The sequence below is a fragment of the Sphingobium sp. TomTYG73 genome (genome assembly GCF_055394245.1).
On the sequence record NZ_AP027339.1, the window covers coordinates 509,560 to 526,072 of the forward strand.

Consider the following 16,513-nt stretch of genomic DNA (forward strand, 5'->3'; position numbering starts at 1 on the left):
GACAGTGAGCGCGCTCAGCGAGCGGCGAACTGGACCGGCTGCGGCTTCGTTACGCGATAGCCGTGGGTCCAGCGGCCGTAGGCGTTGAAGCTCATGATAGGCCGATAGTCGCTGACCTCTGAAGAAGGCAGCACCCGATCTGTCATATTGTCTAGGACCATCAGGTCGCTGCCGACACGCACTGCCAGCACCGCGTGATCGGCCTGCCTCACCAGATCGCGTGCGATGACGAGGAACATGGCGTGGCGGTCGAAGCCAGCCGCTTCCAGAAGCTGCATCTTGGCGATGGCGTAATCTTCGCAATCGCCAGCCCCGCGTTGGAGCGACTGGCTGGCTGAAGCCCAGCTGTCGCGGCCCTGCCGATCGTCAACGAAGCGTAGGCGGCTGTTGACCCAGCTATTCACCATCTCCACCTGCCGTAGTCCGGCGGCGGCGCGGGCCGACCGCAAGAGGCTGGCCGAGAGGACCGTTGCCGGAGCCGAGCGGGCAGCGGCAGCCCATTTGTCGTCGAGCGGCGTCCGGCTGACTGCCATCGCCACCGATCCAAAGATGTCCGGCTGTCCCGCGCGCCGCGCTGGAGCCGATGGCAGCGGGGTGGGCTTGGGCATGGCGAAGGTGGCCGCAGGCGCTGTGATGAGGCCGCGCATGAAGGTGGGCACGAGGTCGGGTTGCTTATAGCTCAGTGCAGGCTGGTTGAGCGTCAGACGGATGCCTTGCAATTCCCATCCGGACATTCGCGAAAGCGTCCGGTCAATGCGGCTGCCGTTGATGACAGCCTGCGGTTCCGCGACTGGGGGCGCCCAGTTGAAGGATGACGTGCTGCCCTGTTGTGCGCTGATGGCGGCGAGGCGGCTCATGCCACCTGCGAGCAGGGTGGACGACAGGCGATCGGCCTGTCCATAGTCTGCGCCCTTCAACGCGGCGCTGGTGATGCCGGTCGGCGTAAGGGTTTGCGCAAGCGCCGTGCCGCTCTGAACCGCCAGCAGCAGAGCCGGTGCGGCAAGCGGTGCGATGCGAAGGATCTGGGCGAAGCCTGACATGCTTGCCCGTATCGCGCGGAAGATTGAACATCCCGTCGCCCGCAGTGGTTAATGCTGCGGTAGCCACGAAATCCGGAGGGGGCACTGTCGCGCGGCGATGCTTGCCCGCGAGAGGGTCAGGCGTCGATTGCTTCTTCGTCCACCGTCGCCGCATTTTCCTGGATAAAGGCGAAGCGGTGGGCGGGGTTGGTTCCCATCAGGCGCTCGACCAGTTCGCGCACCTGCTGGCGATCCTCGATGTCATCGGGCAGGGTGATGCGGATGAGGCTCCGGGTCTTGGGATCCATGGTGGTTTCGCGCAGCTGGCCCGGATTCATTTCACCAAGCCCCTTGAAGCGGCTGACCTCGACCTTCTTGCCCTTGAACTCGGTGCGCAGCAATTCTTCGCGATGGGCGTCGTCGCGAGCGTAGAGGCTCTTGCCCCCGGCGACGAGGCGATAAAGCGGCGGCTGGGCGAGATAGAGGTGCCCGCGCCGCACCAGTTCCGGCATTTCCTGGAAGAAGAAGGTCATGAGCAGCGTCGCGATATGCGCGCCGTCGACGTCAGCGTCGGTCATGATGACGACGCGCTCATAACGCAGATTGTCGGGATTGCAGTCCTTCCGCGTGCCGCAACCGAAGGCCAGGATCATGTCCGCGATTTCCTGGTTCGCCAGGATCTTCGCATTGTTGGCCGATGCGACGTTCAGGATCTTGCCGCGCAGGGGCAGGATCGCCTGCGTCTTGCGGTCGCGCGCCTGTTTGGCCGACCCGCCTGCCGAATCGCCTTCGACCAGGAAGATTTCCGTGCCTTCGGGATCGTCGGTCGAGCAATCGGTAAGCTTGCCCGGCAATCGCAGCTTGCGGGCGGAGGTCGCGGTCTTGCGCTTGACCTCCTTTTCCGCCTTGCGCTTCAGGCGCTCGTCCATGCGATCGATGACATAGGCGAGCAGCGCCTTGCCGCGCTCCATATGGTCGGACAGATAATGGTCGAAATGATCGCGCACCGCGTTCTCGACTAGGCGAGCGGCTTCCGGGCTGGTGAGGCGATCCTTGGTCTGGCTCTGGAATTGCGGATCGCGGATGAAGACCGACAGCATGATTTCCGAAGAGGTCACGATGTCGTCTGCGGTAATGTCCTTCGCCTTTTTGTTGCCGATCAGTTCGGCGAAGGCGCGGATACCCTTGACCAGCGCGGCGCGCACCCCGGTTTCGTGCGTGCCGCCGTCGGGCGTAGGGATGGTGTTGCAGTACCAGCTATAGCTGCCGTCCGACCAAAGCGGCCAGGCGATCGCCCATTCGACGCGGCCTGCGGTGTCGGGAAAATCCTGGCTCCCTGAAAAGAAGGCGCTGGTGGCGCATTCACGCGAGCCGATCTGTTCTTTCAGATGATCGGCAAGACCACCGGGGAACTGGAACACGGCTTCGGCTGGCGTGTCGTCGCTTATGAGTTCGGGCGCGCATTTCCAGCGGATTTCGACGCCTGCGAACAGATAGGCCTTGGAACGGGCGAGGCGGTAAAGGCGGGCGGGCTTGAATTTCTGCTCGCCGAAAATCTCTTGATCGGGAATGAAGCTGACCGATGTGCCTCGCCGGTTGGGTGCGCCGCCGACTTTCTGAAGGCCGCTGGTGGGCAGGCCCTGCGCGAAGCTCTGGCGGAATAATTCCTTGTTGAGCGCGACTTCCACCACGGTAACGATCGAAAGCGCGTTCACCACGCTGATGCCTACGCCATGAAGGCCGCCGGAGGTCGCATAAGCCTTGTCGGTGAACTTGCCGCCGGAGTGAAGCGTGGTGAGGATCACCTCCAGCGCCGATTTGCCGGGAAATTTAGGGTGCATGCCGACGGGAATGCCGCGGCCATTGTCGGTGATGGTCAGCTTATTGCCGGGTTCCAGCGTGACCTCGATGCGGGTGGCATGCCCCGCGACCGCCTCGTCCATGCTGTTATCGAGCACTTCGCTGGCGAGATGATGAAGCGCGCGCTCGTCCGTACCGCCGATATACATGCCCGGACGGCGGCGAACCGGCTCCAGGCCTTCGAGCACTTCGATGGAGGATGCATCGTAATCGGAGGAGGAAAGCGGCTGGCTCGCAAACAGATCGGACATGCGCACAAGCTATAAGCGGGTCGGCGGCGGGCGCAAGCAGGAGCTATGAAGAAGGGGCCGGTCTCATCGACCGGCCCCTTCAAATTTCAGAGCTGAATGCAGGTCAGCGAACGCGCGGACCGCCGAAAGGCAGGGGCGGAGGCGGACGGCGCGTACCGCGCGGCAGCTGAGCCTGATAGGCGCGGCCGCAATGTTCCACGCAATAAGGGAAGCCGGGGTTCACGGTCTCACCACAGAAGTGGAAGTCCGGTTCGCCCGGATGGCCCATCGGCCACTTGCAGATACGTTCGGTCAGATCGAGCAGCGACGTCTTGCCTGCGATTTCCGGGCTAGGCTTGGCAGGGACCAGGCGGCGGGGAGGGGCAGGTGGGATCGGTGCCTGCTGGTCGCCGGGACCCTGGCGAAGGAAGCCGCCCGGACCAACCGATATGATGCGTGGCTGCGGCGCGGGTGCAGGAGCGTCTGCGGCAGGAGCTGCGGCAGACTGTGCGGGCGCGGGCGCAACCGACGGCGCGGGGCGTGCGGGCGCCGGCGCGCTATGTTGCACGGGCGCGGCAGGTTTGGGCGCTTCGGCCTCAGGTGCAGGCTTGCGGACGGGGGCAGCCTTTTTGGGCGCCTCGTTCGGCTTTACGGGCGAAGGGCGTGATTGCAGGCCAAGGCGATGCGCCTTGCCGATCACGGCATTGCGGCTGACACCGCCCAGTTCGTCTGCGATCTGGCTGGCGGTCAGGCCTTTTTCCCACATTCCCTTGAGCTGGTCGATACGCTCGTCGGTCCAGGACAATGAATGACTCCTCAAATTCTCTGGCTAGCGCCCTATATGGGACGCGCCTGCACAGGTTAAAGCCCATGCACAACGCCCTTGCGGCACAACAGACCAGCCGATAGTCGATCGAAGCATGAACGAACAGCCCCAATTTTCCGTATCCGCCTCTTCGCCTCCTCCTTTTCATGAGCCGGGTGAGCTTGTCATTCGCAACGTCAACTGGGCGGGCACCCGAGCGCTCTACCAGAAAGAGGTGCGCCGCTTCATGAAGGTGCAGCTCCAGACTATCTGGGCGCCTGCTGTTACCACCCTGATGTTCCTCATCATTTTCTCGATCGCATTGGGTGGGGCGAACCGGCGGGTGCTGGGCGTCCCCTTCGCGGACTTCATCGCGCCGGGGCTGATGATCATGGGCATGATGAATAATGCCTTTGCCAACAGCAGCTTCTCGCTGCTCGCTGGCAAGATGCAGGGTACGCTGATCGACTATCTGATGCCGCCGCTGTCCAATAGCGAGTTGCTGCTGGCTTTGGCAGGCGCGGCGGTGACGCGGGCGTTTTGTGTGGGATTGGCGTTATGGGGCGCGATGGCGCTGTGGCCGGGCGTCCATGTAACACCGGCGCATCCCTGGGCGATCGTCTGGTTTGGGCTGATGGGGGCGGCATTGACAGCGTTTATCGGGGTACTGACATCGATTTGGGCGGAAAAGTTCGATCATGCCGCCGCGATCACCAATTTCGTGATTGGGCCGATGACGCTGCTGTCGGGCACCTTCTATTCCATTGACCGGCTGGCGCCCGTGTTCCGCGCAATCAGCCATGCAAATCCGTTTTTCTACGCGATATCGGGCTTTCGTTATGGCTTCGTCGCGGCGGCGGATGGGGATGTTGTCGTGGGGAGCATCGTGCTGTTGGTGCTCAACGTGGCTCTGGCACTGCTGTGCTATGTGCTGTTGAAGCGTGGATGGAAGCTCAAAGCCTGATTTAGCCTCGGCGTTAATGGATCAGATGAACCCGGCTATCACGGGAATGGTCAGGGTCATGAGGAACAGGCCCCCTGCCGCGATCAGCCAATGATGGAGACGGGGAAAGCCGAGGTCATCCCGGCCCCCCTCCGGCTGAACATTCATCAGATGACGCCCTTGCCGCCCACGCGGGTGAGGGCAAAGCCTGCTGCTTCGGCTTCGCTGCGCGGATAGATGTTGCGCAGGTCGATGAGCAGAGGCTTGTTCATCGAAGCGGCAAGACGCTTGAGATCGAGCGCGCGGAAAATGTCCCATTCCGTGACCAGCACAAGCGCGTCGGCGCCCGTCGCGGCCTCGTAGGCATCTTTCGCCATGGTGACGCCTGACATCATTGGCCGGGCGACATCCATGCCTTCGGGATCATAGGCGACGATCCGGGCGCCCACATCTTCCAGGGCCTGTACGATGGCGAGGCTGGGCGCATCGCGCATGTCGTCAGTGTTAGGTTTGAAGGTGAGGCCGAGCAGGGCAACGGTCTTGCCGCGCGCTTCGCCGTCCAACGCTTTCACGATCTTGCGGCCCATCGCGCGCTTGCGCAGGTCGTTGACCTGCACCACCGTTTCCACGATGCGGATCGGCGTGTCATAATCCTGCCCCGTCTTCACCAGCGCGAGCGTGTCCTTCGGGAAGCAGGAGCCGCCATAGCCGGGGCCTGCATGGAGGAATTTGCTGCCGATCCGGTTGTCGAGGCCAATGCCGCGCGATACGTCCTGCACCTCGGCGCCGACAGCTTCGCACAAGTCGGCCATCTCGTTAATGAAGGTGATCTTCGTCGCGAGGAAGGCGTTGGCGGCATATTTGATCAATTCTGCCGTGCGCCGTCCAGTGAACATGACGGGTGCCTGATTGAGGTTCAGCGGCCGGTAAATCTGCGCCATGACGGTCATGGCCCGTTCGTTGCCGGTGGTGCCCACGACGACGCGATCCGGCCGCTTGAAATCGCTGATCGCGGCGCCTTCACGAAGGAATTCCGGGTTGGAGACCACCTGGATATCGAGGTCCGGGCGTACTTCCTGGACGATGCGCTCAACCTCGTCACCCGTGCCAACTGGCACGGTCGATTTGGTGACGATGACCGTCGGGCCGTCCACGGCTTCGGCAATTTCGCGTGCGGCGGCATAGACGTAGCTGAGGTCCGCATGGCCATCGCCGCGGCGTGAGGGCGTACCCACGGCGATGAAGATCGCGTCCGCGCCCTTGACCCCCGCAGCGAGGTCGGTGGTGAAGGTCAGTCGGTCGGCCGCAGCATTGTTGGCGACGAGCTGATCAAGGCCGGGTTCGTAGATCGGCATACGGCCGGACAAGATCGCATCGATCTTGCCAGCGTCCTTGTCGACGCACACGACGTCATGGCCGAAATCGGCGAAACAGGCGCCCGATACCAGGCCGACATATCCCGTGCCGATCATCGTGATCTTCATAAACTACCCGCTGCCTCGTCCGAAAAAATGAAGGATTGACTGCGCCCTAGCATAGGTCATCGCACCTGCGAAAGCGCGCGTCGGAATTACCCCTTGTTCAGGGGATGGTTACGATTTGCTGGCAGGGGGTAGCCTTAAAGGCTTGCATCAGGGGGCAAAGATGAAAGTTGCGGTGGTATTCGGGACCCGCCCCGAAGCGATCAAGCTGTTTCCCGTCATTCACGCGCTGCGCGCGCGGGATCATGTCGACGTGCGCGTGATCGTCACGGCGCAGCATAGAGGGTTGCTGGATCAGGTACTCGACATTGCGGGTATCAAGCCGGACATCGACCTTGACGTGATGACGCCGAACCAGACTCTGGATGGCCTTACGGCGAAGCTGATCGTCGATCTGGGCAAGGCGTTCGATGCGGAGAAGCCGGATCGGATCGTCGTGCATGGTGATACGCTGACGACCATGGTCGCGAGCCTTGCCGCATATTATCGGCAAATTCCGGTCGCGCATGTGGAAGCGGGATTGCGCAGTGGGGATATTTATCATCCCTGGCCTGAAGAGGTGAACCGGCGCGTCGTCGCTTGCGTGGCCGACATGAACTTTGCGCCCACCGGCGCGGCGGCCGATGCCCTGATGCGGGAAAATCGCGATGCGGCCAGCATCCACATCACCGGCAACACGGTGATCGACGCGCTGCTTGCGACGCGCGAGCGGATTGCGGGCACGCCAGCCCTCGCGGCGGGCCTTGATGAACTGGCTTCGCGCTTCTCAGGAAAGCGCATCATCGCCGTCACCAGCCATCGACGGGAAAATTTCGGCGGGGGCATGGAAGCGATTGCCCGATCCATCGCCGACATTGCGGCTCGTCCGGATGTGGCGGTGATCTTCCCCGTTCATCCCAATCCCAATGTGCGCCCGATTATGGAGGCGGTCCTTGGGAAGCTGCCGAACGTCGCGATGATCGAACCGCTCGACTATCCGCATTTCGTGCGTCTGCTCGACATGTGCCATCTGGTCCTGACCGACAGCGGCGGCGTGCAGGAGGAGGCGCCCTCGCTTGGCAAGCCGGTGCTGGTGATGCGCGGAACAACCGAGCGACCTGAGGGCGTGGAGGCCGGGACGGCCAAGCTGGTGGGCACCGACCGTGCCCGCATTGTTGGTGAGGTGTTGGCGTTGCTCGACGATGACGAGGCTTATCGGGCGATGGCACGGGCGCATAATCCCTTCGGCGATGGCCGCGCGGCGCAGCGGATCGCGGCTGTCATCGCGTCGGGAAGCGTCGAGGCGGAAGGTCTGGAGGAGGCGGCATAGCTTGGCCGCGCCCGTCTGCTGATCCTGCGTTCGCCAACAGTTTTCGACCTCATCGTCCGGGGATCGTTCGTTACCGGAATCTTCAGCATTTGCCTTCAAAAACAGGGGCAACTGATAGATTTTCCGGGATTATTGCATGCCTATCGACAAGCAGCAGAAGGTTTCCGTCATCGGGCTGGGTTATATCGGGCTGCCGACTGCGGCCCTTATCGCCCGCGGCGGAGCGCATGTCGTGGGCGTCGATGTCAGCGCTCATGTCGTTGAAACCGTCAATTCGGGCCGAGTGCATATAGAGGAAGTCGATCTGGATGGCCTGGTGCAGGGCGTGGTCGCGCGCGGGAACCTGCGGGCTAGCCTGACTGTCGAACCGAGCGACGTTTTCATCATCGCTGTTCCCACGCCGGTAGCGGAAGATCGCGCGCCGGATATCTCCTATGTGCTGAACGCGGCGCGAACCGTTGCTGAGGTACTGAAAGCGGGCGACACGGTAATATTGGAGTCCACATCGCCCGTAGGCACTACCGAGGCGATGCGAGACCTTTTCGCGAAGATTCGTCCCGACCTCAAAATGCCGGGGACGGGCACGGCCGGGGACGTCGCAATCGCTTATTGCCCGGAGCGCGTTCTGCCGGGCCGCATTCTGGTCGAATTGATCGACAATGACCGTTGCATCGGCGGCATAACGCCGCGATGCGCGCGCAAGGCGTTGGCCTTTTATCGTCAGTTCGTGCGGGGAGCCTGCATCACGACAAGCGCGCGTGCCGCCGAGATGGTGAAGCTCGTCGAAAACAGCTTCCGCGACGTCAATATCGCCTTCGCCAACGAATTGTCCGTCATTGCAGAAGGCATGGACATTGACGTGTGGGAAGTGATCCGTCTCGCCAACCGTCATCCGCGCGTGAACATCCTTCAGCCAGGGCCAGGTGTAGGCGGGCACTGCATCGCCGTGGACCCCTGGTTCATCGTTCACGGCGATCCCGAGAACAGCCGCCTGATACGCGCCGCGCGCGAGGTGAATGATGCTAAGACCGACCATGTCGTTGCCAAGGTATCGGACCTGATCGACGAGTTTCCGGGCGAGGATGTCGCCTGTCTCGGCCTGGCCTTCAAGGCAAATATCGACGATTTCCGCGAAAGTCCCGCCGTGAAAGTGGCGAGCCGTCTGGCCCGTCGTTACGGCCGCCGTGTCAAGTTGGTTGAGCCTTACGCGCAGGCTTTGCCCATGGAGTTTGCGGGCACGGGGGCGGAACTCATCGATCTCGATACGGCCCTGGAACAATGCGGCGTTTTCGTCATTCTGGTTGATCATGATATGTTCAAATCAGTCCCGGTGGACGAGCGCTTCGGCAAGGCGGTTTACGATACGCGCGGCGTATGGCCGGACCAGCCACGCCGCCTAGCGCACGATCAGCCGGGGCGTATGGCGGGTTGATCGAGAGCCGCTTGGCCCAGAGTGCCTTGGCCGCAGTTGCCATGGCCATTTAGCCTCGCTAACCCCGCCCAAGCGTTTCGCCCCTCGGCGGACTGTTTGAAAGGCGTGGGGAATTTTCACCAATGGGCTGGCCGACCAACAGGAAGCATCGGGCTCTGGCCATCATTCTGGCCTCTGCCTCGCTTGGCGGCTGTGCAACGGTTGAAGACGCCCCCCGAGAAGCGGCCGCCTATGCGGTGATACCCGCCCCGCAGGCTGTCGGCCTGGACTATCACATCGTTCCTGATGATGTGCTGCGGGTGCAGATATATCATGAACCCGGCCTGTCGCTGGAGGATGCGGCGGTCACGGCGGCAGGTATGGTGCGTCTGCCGTTGATTGGCGATGTGCCGGTCGCAGGCTTGTCCGCCAGCGAGGCCTCAGACGTGATCGCTGGCAAGCTCGGCGAGCGTTATCTGGTTTCCCCTCAAGTTACCGTCTTCGTCAAAAAGGCCGTCGGTCGCCGCATCACTGTGGATGGCGAGGTGAGGCAGCCAGGGCTTTATCCCGTCGAAGGGCGCGTCGGGTTGCTGCAAGCTGTCGCGTTGGCGAGGGGGCCGAGCCGCCTAGCCAGCCTGAAGCAGATCGTCGTCGTCCGTCAGGTGGAAGGCGAACGGAAAGCAGCGATGTTCGACCTGAACGCGATCCGCCGGGGCGAGGCGCTGGACCCTGAAATTCTGCCGGGCGATACGATCATAGTTGGGCTATCACGAGCGAAGGCCATCCTGGGCGGGACGTTGCTGGCGCTACCTCTATTGGGGGCGGCTTTTGTGTCTCTCGACGGAGAGCATTGATGGCAGGTCGTACGATCCGCATCGATAACGACCATGCGCCTTTAGGATCAGAGGGACGCAGCGCTCGCACTGTGACGGCCGCCCGCGCTGCCTGGACGGCGATATGGCGTCATCGTATCATTCTTTTGGTCACCATGGCGCTTTGCGTCCTGGCGGGCACCATCTTCATACTTCTTTCGACGCCTGATTACCGCGCTACAGCTTCGGTCGAGGTTGAGGACGTACCCGCAGGCGCGGCGGGAGCGGGAGCAATCCAGCGACCGGCCGCCCCAGCAGACAATGAAGCGCTGATGCAGACTGAGTTGGAGGTGCTGCGCAGCCGCGCCTTGGCCGAAGATGTGGCTAGCGAGTTGGCGTTGGTCGGCAGCCGAACCTTTTTTGATGGTATGGATGAGCGGCGCCCCGAGCGCGGGTCCGGATCGCTCAGCCAGCGGCAGGTCGAAACTGAAGCCGTTATCGGCCTTCTGCGCGACAACCTGGAAGTGGAGTTGCCCGGCAAGAGCCGCGTCATCCGCATCAGCTTCACAAGTGCCGATCCCATATTATCGGCGCGGGTCGCGAACAGCTATGCCGACAGTCTGATCAGAGCGGACCTGAAGCGCGGATTTGAATCCGGCGTTCAGGCGCGACGTTTTCTGTTGGGGGAGCTGGACAGTGCGAGACGGGATCTGGAGCGCGCCGAACGGGACCTTGCCGCCTATGCCGCTCAGACCGGGGTGCCTTCAGCGACGGATGTGGATGGAGGCGAAAGGTCCGCCGACTCGAACGGTACGACCGCGACGCGGCTTGCGCAGTTGAATGCCTTTCGCGCTCAGGCGACCGCAGATCGGATCGCAGCGCAGAAGCGTTGGGAAAGCGCCCGCCTGTCCAGTGTCGATACGCTGCCCGAAGTGCTGAACAACGGCGCGATGCAGCAGCTGATGACGCAACGGGCGCAAGCGCGGGCAGCGGTGGTGGAGGAGCGGCAGTTTCGCAAGGACGCCCATCCGGAAATGCGGGAGGCGCGGGCACGGCTGGCTGCTCTGGACGATCAGGCGACTGTGATGGCGAACAGCATCCGCGCCTCGTTGCGCGAGCAATTTGAAGTTGCCGTACATGGTGAGAAGCAGATCGAGGCTGAGATCGCAGGCGTGGAGCGCCAGGCGCAGGCGGAGCGTGGACGGGGCGTGCAGATGAGCATCCTGGAGCGCTCGGTCGATACATATCGGCTGCTGCATGACAGCCTGCTTCAGCGTTATCGTGACATGGCATCGCAAGCTGGTTTTCAGGCGGGGCGCATACAGCCGTTGGACCGTGCCGCCGTCCCTTCACGGCCATCGTCGCCGAATATCGGCATCACGATGCTGATGGCTTCGCTTGGCGGTCTGTTGCTGGGTTTGCTGATGGTCGCGGGACGCCATGTGTTCGATGACGCCGTGACGTCTGCCGATACGCTGGCGGAGCGTGCGAACATGCCGCTGCTGGGGACGGTTCCGGTTACCGACAAGCCGGCTGCGGAAACCTATGTGCCGATTGCATCCTCGCTGTTGCTTGCATCTTCGGCGGGGTTACCTGCTTCCATCCTGATCACCAGTGCGCAGGAAGGCGAAGGGAAGTCTTCGACCGTCCATGCACTTGCTCTCGCCTTGGCGAAACTGGATCGCCGGGTGCTGGTGATCGATGCTGACATGCGTCGGCCGCGACAGCATGGCCTGTTCCATGTCACGCCCGAACGCGGCCTTAGTGAAGTCATGACGGGACAGGCGACGGCGGAGGATGTGATCGTCGGTAGTGAGGTTCCCGGCGTATCCCTTCTGCCTAGCGGCGCGATTCCTCCCAATCCCGCTGAACTGCTATCCACTTCCGCTTTGGACGTGCTGCTCGCGGCCGTTCAGGGCCGATATGACACGGTGCTGATCGATGCGCCCCCGATCCTGGGTGTTCCGGATACATCGCTACTCGCGTCTAAGGCGGAGGCGACGGTGTTGATCGTGGAGTGGGGGCGCAACCATCATGGTGGCCTGAGAGTGGCTGTAGACCGCTTGCGTCGGGCGGGCGGTGCCATCATTGGCGCCGTGCTGACCAAGCAACAGGGCCGCGCGTTTGAATATGAGTATCATAGGAACGGGTAGGGGCTCTTGACCTCCGTCGCTCCTCATCGAGTGAGGGGCCGGACTTGCGATGGCAGCTAGGGCGTCACCCTTTTGACGCCCGGCATGGTCCGGTTCCATCCTCGCGATGGCTTCCTCGGTCTTTGTCCGCGAATTTTACTGACGCAGCCGTTCAATCGCCTGGGCAAGTGCGACATAAAGCTTGCCCATGTCGGAAGATAGCACCGCTACCCCAAGCGCATTGCCGTCCCGCGCGGAAAGGATGATCCGCAGCATCGATTCGAAGTCGTGGATGTAGCGGTTCACATGCTCCTGGAACTCGGCATCATTGTCATAGTGCAGGGCGATCTCACGCGATTCCCCTGCATCCAGCAACTTGACCGCCCGGCGAGTGAAGACGCCGCGATCGCCCTTGAGATAGGAGGCCCAGGCGGAGTCCGTCACGTCGTTTGACAGAATTTTGGCGACGTCGATCGAGGTGCTGTTGAGCGATTCGATAAGCAGGGCCGATCGGCGCGCAAAATGATCGCGGTCGCGGTCTTCGGCGGCCCGTTCCGCTTCCTCGATACGGGATTGAACGCTCGCACTTGTGTCGGCAATCGTCAGCAACTGCCGCGTAAGGCGATCGGACGCCTGATGCGCAGCGCGAACAGCCTCCTCCGCGACCTGAGCGAGCTTTTCGATCTGCGCCGTTACCTTGTCATCGACTGCCTGCTGAAGGGCGGCCTCGCTGGCTTCAGCAAGAGACTGCGCGGCGTCCGGGATGGCACGGCCTAGTGCTTGGCGCGCGCGCTCGGCAGCTTGATCGGCGGTATCCTTGACGCGCAGCAATGCGGTCACCAGCAATGGGCCAGCGCCTTCGGTGATCCGCGTCGCGTCCTGATGAGCGTGATCAAGTGCGGTGCGCAGCTTCTCAACCAGTTCGCGGTTGGCTTCCACCCCGCTCTGCGTGCTTTCCAGCCATTCGGTAAGGCGGCGGCCCTGACCGCGGAGCAGCTCCTCAGCCTCTTGGGTGCGGCCGACCAGCGCTTCGGAAATGGCCTCCAGCCGTTCCATTTCCGGTGCTGCGCTATCAAGCAGTTCGCGGCTCGTGGAAATACGCGTGTCGAAGCGCTGCAATGCGGCGGGGAAGGTTTCGTCCAGCTCCCGGACGCTAGAATCAAGGGCGACAAGTAGGGTTTCCGCACAGCTGATCAGCTTTTCCGCCGTCACCCCACCGGCAGCGAGGGCGTCATCGATCCGCTGTGTTTCAACGGTGAGGCGGGAAAGTGCCTCGGTAAGCCGATCGTTGCGCGACAAGGCGCTTTCTTCCAGCGCCGCAAATCGCGACTGCGCGCTTTCGATGGCCTCGCCAAGCGTGTCATGCAGACCGGACACGAGTGCGCGTTGCCCTTCGACCAGATCATTGATCTGGTGGAGGCGGCTTTCGACCTCGCTCATGTGATCGGAAATGGCCGAGACGGTTTCGTCGCCGATGCTCTGGATATCGCCGCGTGAGCGCGTCACCAGCGCGTCGAGAGCCTCCGCCTGTCGCGCCAGACCCTCTTCAGTGAAGGTCACGCCTTCCTTCGCGCGGGCGAAGGCGGCTTCAGTGCGTTCACGAAGTTGAGTTTCGATCTCTTCGGAGTCATGTGACAGAGCAGCGAGAGCGTTCTGGCTCGTTGCGGCAATGCCCGCCTGTGCTGTTTCAACGAGGGCGCGGAGCGCCTCAGCTTGCGCTGCCAGATCACGATCGGCCGCCGCCATGCTCTGCTGTGCATGCGCCACCGTCGTTTCAAGGCGCTGCCGAACGTCACCTTCAACCCGGTCAAGGTTTTGCGTGAGCAATTCGATCGTCGCTTCGGCACTATTGGTTATGCCAGCGCGTGCGCGTTCCAGCAGGCTGGCGAGGGTGCTTGCCTGCCGATCCAGTTCAGCTGCTCCTTCCTGCATCGTCAGGCGGGCGCTTTGCGCTGTGGCGTCGATCCGCCCAGCCGCAATGTCGGCCATGCCGTTCACTTCCTCGGTCGCGGAGCGGGTAGCCTCCTGCAACTGGGTGAGCTGGCTCGACAGGCTCTTCGTAGCGGTCAGTGTGCGGGCGCGGGCATCGTCGGACAGTTCGCCAAGAGCGTGAAGCCGAGCCTCCAGCGTGTCGATCCGTTCCGCCAGCGCATGGCCGTTATCGATGATCTGCGCTGCCATGCGACTGGCCCGATCCTCCAGTTCCGGCATGGCAGAGATCAGGGCATCCATGCGCGTAACGAGGGCGGCTCCTGCGCGCTCGGCAGCTTCCGCCTTTTCGGTCGTGCTGTGGGCGCGACTGGCGATAAGTTCGGCAGAGGCCTCCATATTGCTGCTGGCGGCCGCGCCATAGCTGTCGAGCAGTTCGGCCTGGTCCTGCATGGCTTCGCGGGCGGTAGCCAGCTGATTGTTAATGCGGCTGAGCCGGGCTTCCAGCTGCTCCGCCTCCGCGTGTAGCGCGCGCGCCGTGTCGAGATAGCGGCGCGACTCGGCTCGGCTGGTGCGAGCGAGCAGTAGATAGCAGACGCCAAGCCCCACGACCGGCAGCAATATGGTCGTGATCAGGCCAGGCCACGCAGCAGGGCCTGCCTGCCATTGGTTCGTCGAGACTGTCGCCCATCCAGCAAAGCCGAGCCACAGCAAAGCTGCGAAGCCGAATATAGCCTGCGTCCGGCGACTGAAAGGATCGCCGTGCTCCTCCGCCTCGACGTCTTCATCGCTGTCATCGACGACCTGCTCCAACAGCAGTGTATCGTCCTTCCGCGACTCGTCAGAAGTCGCGATGCTTTTGTCTCGCCAAAATTCGACGATGGTGCTGCCCCCGGTCATGACCCCATCCTACCATCTTTTCAGCGCAACAAAATGCCCTGTTACCAAAACTTAACGCAAGCCCGATAGCGTTCGGCCCATGTCATACGATCCTGGTGCCCTGAATGCTGCTCTTGCTGCCGCTGTCGGCGAAGATTTCACGCTGATCGCGGACCTTCGTGTGGCCTTCATGGAAAGCGCCGAACGCCAGCTGGACCTCCTCCGCAATGCGCAGTCCGACGCGAACTGGGAAGTCGCATCATGGCGGCTGAAGGGGTTGGCGGCGAGTTTTGGCGTTACGCACCTCATGGCATTGGCTGATGAGGCAGCGGATTGTGCAAGGGGCGATCCCCGCATTCTTCGTCAATTGCGGATGGCGATTGACCGTCTTCAGCAGACCTGAATCGCAGCATGCTTGCGTGATGGCGGCAGCCTTGCGAAAAGGCAGGTTCACACAAGAACGGGTCAGTTCCATCTCAGCATGACTTTTGCGGCCATTCTCAGCGCCAGCCGGGCGTCCAGCGATTCTTCGGCGGCCCTCCGCGCCAGCCTGCATTTTGCGGGGCAGACGCTGGTTGAATATCAGGCGCGGCAGGCCGCCCGGGCTGGGGCGGATCGCATCATGATACTCGTGAGTGTCATAACGCCCGCCCTTTCACAGGCTGTGGACAGGTTGAGTGCCGACGGGATTTCCGTCGCCCTGGTTCGCGATATGGTGTCCATGGTCCGGGACGCGCCGCGTGATGCCGATGTGGTCCTGGTTGCTGACGGGGTCGTCATTGCACAGGGTCATTTCGATGCCATAGCCGAGCGCGAGGGCAACGCCCTTCTGGTCACGGATGACAGTCATGCCAGCGCTCCGCTGGAACGGATCGATGCAGGTCAGCGATGGGCTGGCCTGGCTCGGATCAGTCCAGACCTGCTTTTCGGCACGCTCGACATGATCGGCGACTGGGACCTATCGCTGACACTTGTTCGCGCGGCGGTGCAAAATGGCGCTCGCCGAATCACTGTTCCGCAGGATGATCTGCTGACGGGGCGCGTAGCGCTGGTCGATGGGCAGGCGCAGGCGGATCTGGTCGCTCAAGCGGTGATGTCCGCCGGTTCGTCGGCGAAGAGAATGCGCGGCTTGGCTGAACATTATATTCTTTGCCCGGCCGCTCGATTGTTCAGTCCCGCCCTGATGCGCACCCAAGTCCCGGCGGCACAAGTGCGCATTGCAGCCATGGCTTTGGGTGCGATTGCCCTAGTGCCGATAGAGTTGCTTTGGCCCGCGACGGGGTTCCTTTTGTTATTGCTGGCATTAGGGCTCGCGGAAATCGCGGATCGGCTGGATGAACTGGCCCTCCGATCGCCACCGGCTGGATGGACCGCATTCGTTGTCCCCTTCTTCGCGGTTGGCGGTGTATCCCTCGCAGGAGGGAGCGTGCTTGCGACATGCCTCGCGCTGCTGCTTGCCATCATTCAATTTGCTGACCGCTGGAACAGGACGGGGGGAGCGAGGGCCTGGATGATCTTCACGCCCGCAAGCGCGGTGATCCTTCTGTTACTGACGACTTCGCTGGGCGCGGCGATGATGGGTTTTCAAGTCGCAATGCTGGCCGCCATAGCATCTGCAGGTGCAATCATCCTGCGCAAACCCGCCTGATATATTTCACGCATAGGGTTTAGTGCATTTTAAGGACGTGCGGCTATGTTGGCCG

Annotated in this window: 13 protein-coding genes; 7 read left to right on the forward strand and 6 right to left on the reverse strand. The window is 62.4% G+C overall.

Annotation, left to right across the window (positions count from 1 at the left end):
- Positions 1–14: 14 nt before the first annotated feature.
- From ACZ5TH_RS02685 to ACZ5TH_RS02695, 3 genes are all read right to left on the reverse strand, one after another.
- Entirely contained in the window at positions 15–1,040 is a 1,026-nt protein-coding gene (locus ACZ5TH_RS02685) for a transglutaminase-like cysteine peptidase (protein WP_464794521.1), read from the reverse strand.
- Between the two features lie 116 nt (positions 1,041–1,156).
- Positions 1,157–3,130 carry a DNA topoisomerase IV subunit B gene (gene parE / locus ACZ5TH_RS02690; protein ID WP_464794522.1) on the reverse strand — a complete coding sequence of 658 codons (1,974 nt, stop codon included), beginning with the start codon at positions 3,128–3,130 and terminating at the stop codon, positions 1,157–1,159.
- Between the two features lie 103 nt (positions 3,131–3,233).
- The gene (locus ACZ5TH_RS02695; RefSeq protein ID WP_449471591.1) at positions 3,234–3,914 is read right to left on the reverse strand and encodes a GcrA family cell cycle regulator; all 681 of its coding nucleotides are present in this window, start codon (positions 3,912–3,914) and stop codon (positions 3,234–3,236) included.
- Between the two features lie 115 nt (positions 3,915–4,029).
- On the opposite strand from ACZ5TH_RS02695, the gene ACZ5TH_RS02700 reads away from it, so the two are divergent.
- Positions 4,030–4,878, forward strand: coding sequence for an ABC transporter permease (locus ACZ5TH_RS02700; protein WP_464794523.1), 849 nt, complete (start codon positions 4,030–4,032; stop codon positions 4,876–4,878).
- 21 nt (positions 4,879–4,899) lie between these two features.
- On the opposite strand, the gene ACZ5TH_RS02705 is transcribed toward ACZ5TH_RS02700, so the two are convergent.
- On the reverse strand, positions 4,900–5,025 hold the full coding sequence (locus ACZ5TH_RS02705) for a hypothetical protein (protein WP_464794524.1): 126 nt from the start codon (positions 5,023–5,025) through the stop codon (positions 4,900–4,902).
- Complete coding sequence (locus ACZ5TH_RS02710; protein WP_464794525.1) at positions 5,025–6,341, reverse strand: UDP-glucose dehydrogenase family protein; 1,317 nt, start codon at positions 6,339–6,341, stop codon at positions 5,025–5,027. Before ACZ5TH_RS02710 ends, ACZ5TH_RS02705 begins: the two co-directional genes overlap by 1 nt.
- A 160-nt stretch (positions 6,342–6,501) precedes the next feature.
- Here ACZ5TH_RS02710 and wecB point away from each other — a divergent pair, with 160 nt between their 5' ends.
- The 4 genes from wecB to ACZ5TH_RS02730 all read left to right on the forward strand — a co-directional run bounded on the left by wecB (position 6,502) and on the right by ACZ5TH_RS02730 (position 12,023).
- Complete coding sequence (gene wecB / locus ACZ5TH_RS02715) at positions 6,502–7,647, forward strand: non-hydrolyzing UDP-N-acetylglucosamine 2-epimerase (protein WP_464794526.1); 1,146 nt, start codon at positions 6,502–6,504, stop codon at positions 7,645–7,647.
- A 136-nt stretch (positions 7,648–7,783) separates the two neighbouring features.
- Positions 7,784–9,079: a UDP-N-acetyl-D-mannosamine dehydrogenase gene (gene wecC / locus ACZ5TH_RS02720; RefSeq protein WP_464794527.1), complete on the forward strand. Its 1,296-nt coding sequence runs from the start codon at positions 7,784–7,786 to the stop codon at positions 9,077–9,079.
- Between the two features lie 122 nt (positions 9,080–9,201).
- Complete coding sequence (locus ACZ5TH_RS02725; RefSeq protein WP_464794528.1) at positions 9,202–9,912, forward strand: polysaccharide biosynthesis/export family protein; 711 nt, start codon at positions 9,202–9,204, stop codon at positions 9,910–9,912.
- A complete protein-coding gene (locus tag ACZ5TH_RS02730) occupies positions 9,912–12,023 on the forward strand; it encodes a GumC family protein (RefSeq protein WP_464794529.1) in 2,112 nt (703 codons plus the stop codon). Before ACZ5TH_RS02725 ends, ACZ5TH_RS02730 begins: the two co-directional genes overlap by 1 nt.
- Positions 12,024–12,158: 135 nt before the next feature.
- On the opposite strand, the gene ACZ5TH_RS02735 is transcribed toward ACZ5TH_RS02730, so the two are convergent.
- Positions 12,159–14,831: a coiled-coil domain-containing protein gene (locus ACZ5TH_RS02735; protein ID WP_464794530.1), complete on the reverse strand. Its 2,673-nt coding sequence runs from the start codon at positions 14,829–14,831 to the stop codon at positions 12,159–12,161.
- A gap of 79 nt (positions 14,832–14,910) precedes the next feature.
- Here ACZ5TH_RS02735 and ACZ5TH_RS02740 point away from each other — a divergent pair, with 79 nt between their 5' ends.
- Positions 14,911–15,213, forward strand: coding sequence for an Hpt domain-containing protein (locus tag ACZ5TH_RS02740; RefSeq protein WP_464794531.1), 303 nt, complete (start codon positions 14,911–14,913; stop codon positions 15,211–15,213).
- Between the two features lie 78 nt (positions 15,214–15,291).
- The gene (locus ACZ5TH_RS02745) at positions 15,292–16,458 is read left to right on the forward strand and encodes a hypothetical protein (RefSeq protein WP_464794532.1); all 1,167 of its coding nucleotides are present in this window, start codon (positions 15,292–15,294) and stop codon (positions 16,456–16,458) included.
- Positions 16,459–16,513: the final 55 nt, after the last annotated feature.

What these genes read in the sequence shown, in the direction of transcription:
- ACZ5TH_RS02685 (WP_464794521.1), bottom strand. Translation starts at nt 1,040, where the DNA reads ATGTCAGGCTTCGCCCAGATCCTTCGCATCGCACCGCTTGCCGCACCG.
- parE (WP_464794522.1), bottom strand. Translation starts at nt 3,130, where the DNA reads ATGTCCGATCTGTTTGCGAGCCAGCCGCTTTCCTCCTCCGATTACGAT.
- ACZ5TH_RS02700 (WP_464794523.1), top strand. Translation starts at nt 4,030, where the DNA reads ATGAACGAACAGCCCCAATTTTCCGTATCCGCCTCTTCGCCTCCTCCT.
- ACZ5TH_RS02705 (WP_464794524.1), bottom strand. Translation starts at nt 5,025, where the DNA reads ATGAATGTTCAGCCGGAGGGGGGCCGGGATGACCTCGGCTTTCCCCGT.
- ACZ5TH_RS02710 (WP_464794525.1), bottom strand. Translation starts at nt 6,341, where the DNA reads ATGAAGATCACGATGATCGGCACGGGATATGTCGGCCTGGTATCGGGC.
- wecB (WP_464794526.1), top strand. Translation starts at nt 6,502, where the DNA reads ATGAAAGTTGCGGTGGTATTCGGGACCCGCCCCGAAGCGATCAAGCTG.
- wecC (WP_464794527.1), top strand. Translation starts at nt 7,784, where the DNA reads ATGCCTATCGACAAGCAGCAGAAGGTTTCCGTCATCGGGCTGGGTTAT.
- ACZ5TH_RS02725 (WP_464794528.1), top strand. Translation starts at nt 9,202, where the DNA reads ATGGGCTGGCCGACCAACAGGAAGCATCGGGCTCTGGCCATCATTCTG.
- ACZ5TH_RS02730 (WP_464794529.1), top strand. Translation starts at nt 9,912, where the DNA reads ATGGCAGGTCGTACGATCCGCATCGATAACGACCATGCGCCTTTAGGA.
- ACZ5TH_RS02735 (WP_464794530.1), bottom strand. Translation starts at nt 14,831, where the DNA reads ATGACCGGGGGCAGCACCATCGTCGAATTTTGGCGAGACAAAAGCATC.
- ACZ5TH_RS02740 (WP_464794531.1), top strand. Translation starts at nt 14,911, where the DNA reads ATGTCATACGATCCTGGTGCCCTGAATGCTGCTCTTGCTGCCGCTGTC.
- ACZ5TH_RS02745 (WP_464794532.1), top strand. Translation starts at nt 15,292, where the DNA reads ATGACTTTTGCGGCCATTCTCAGCGCCAGCCGGGCGTCCAGCGATTCT.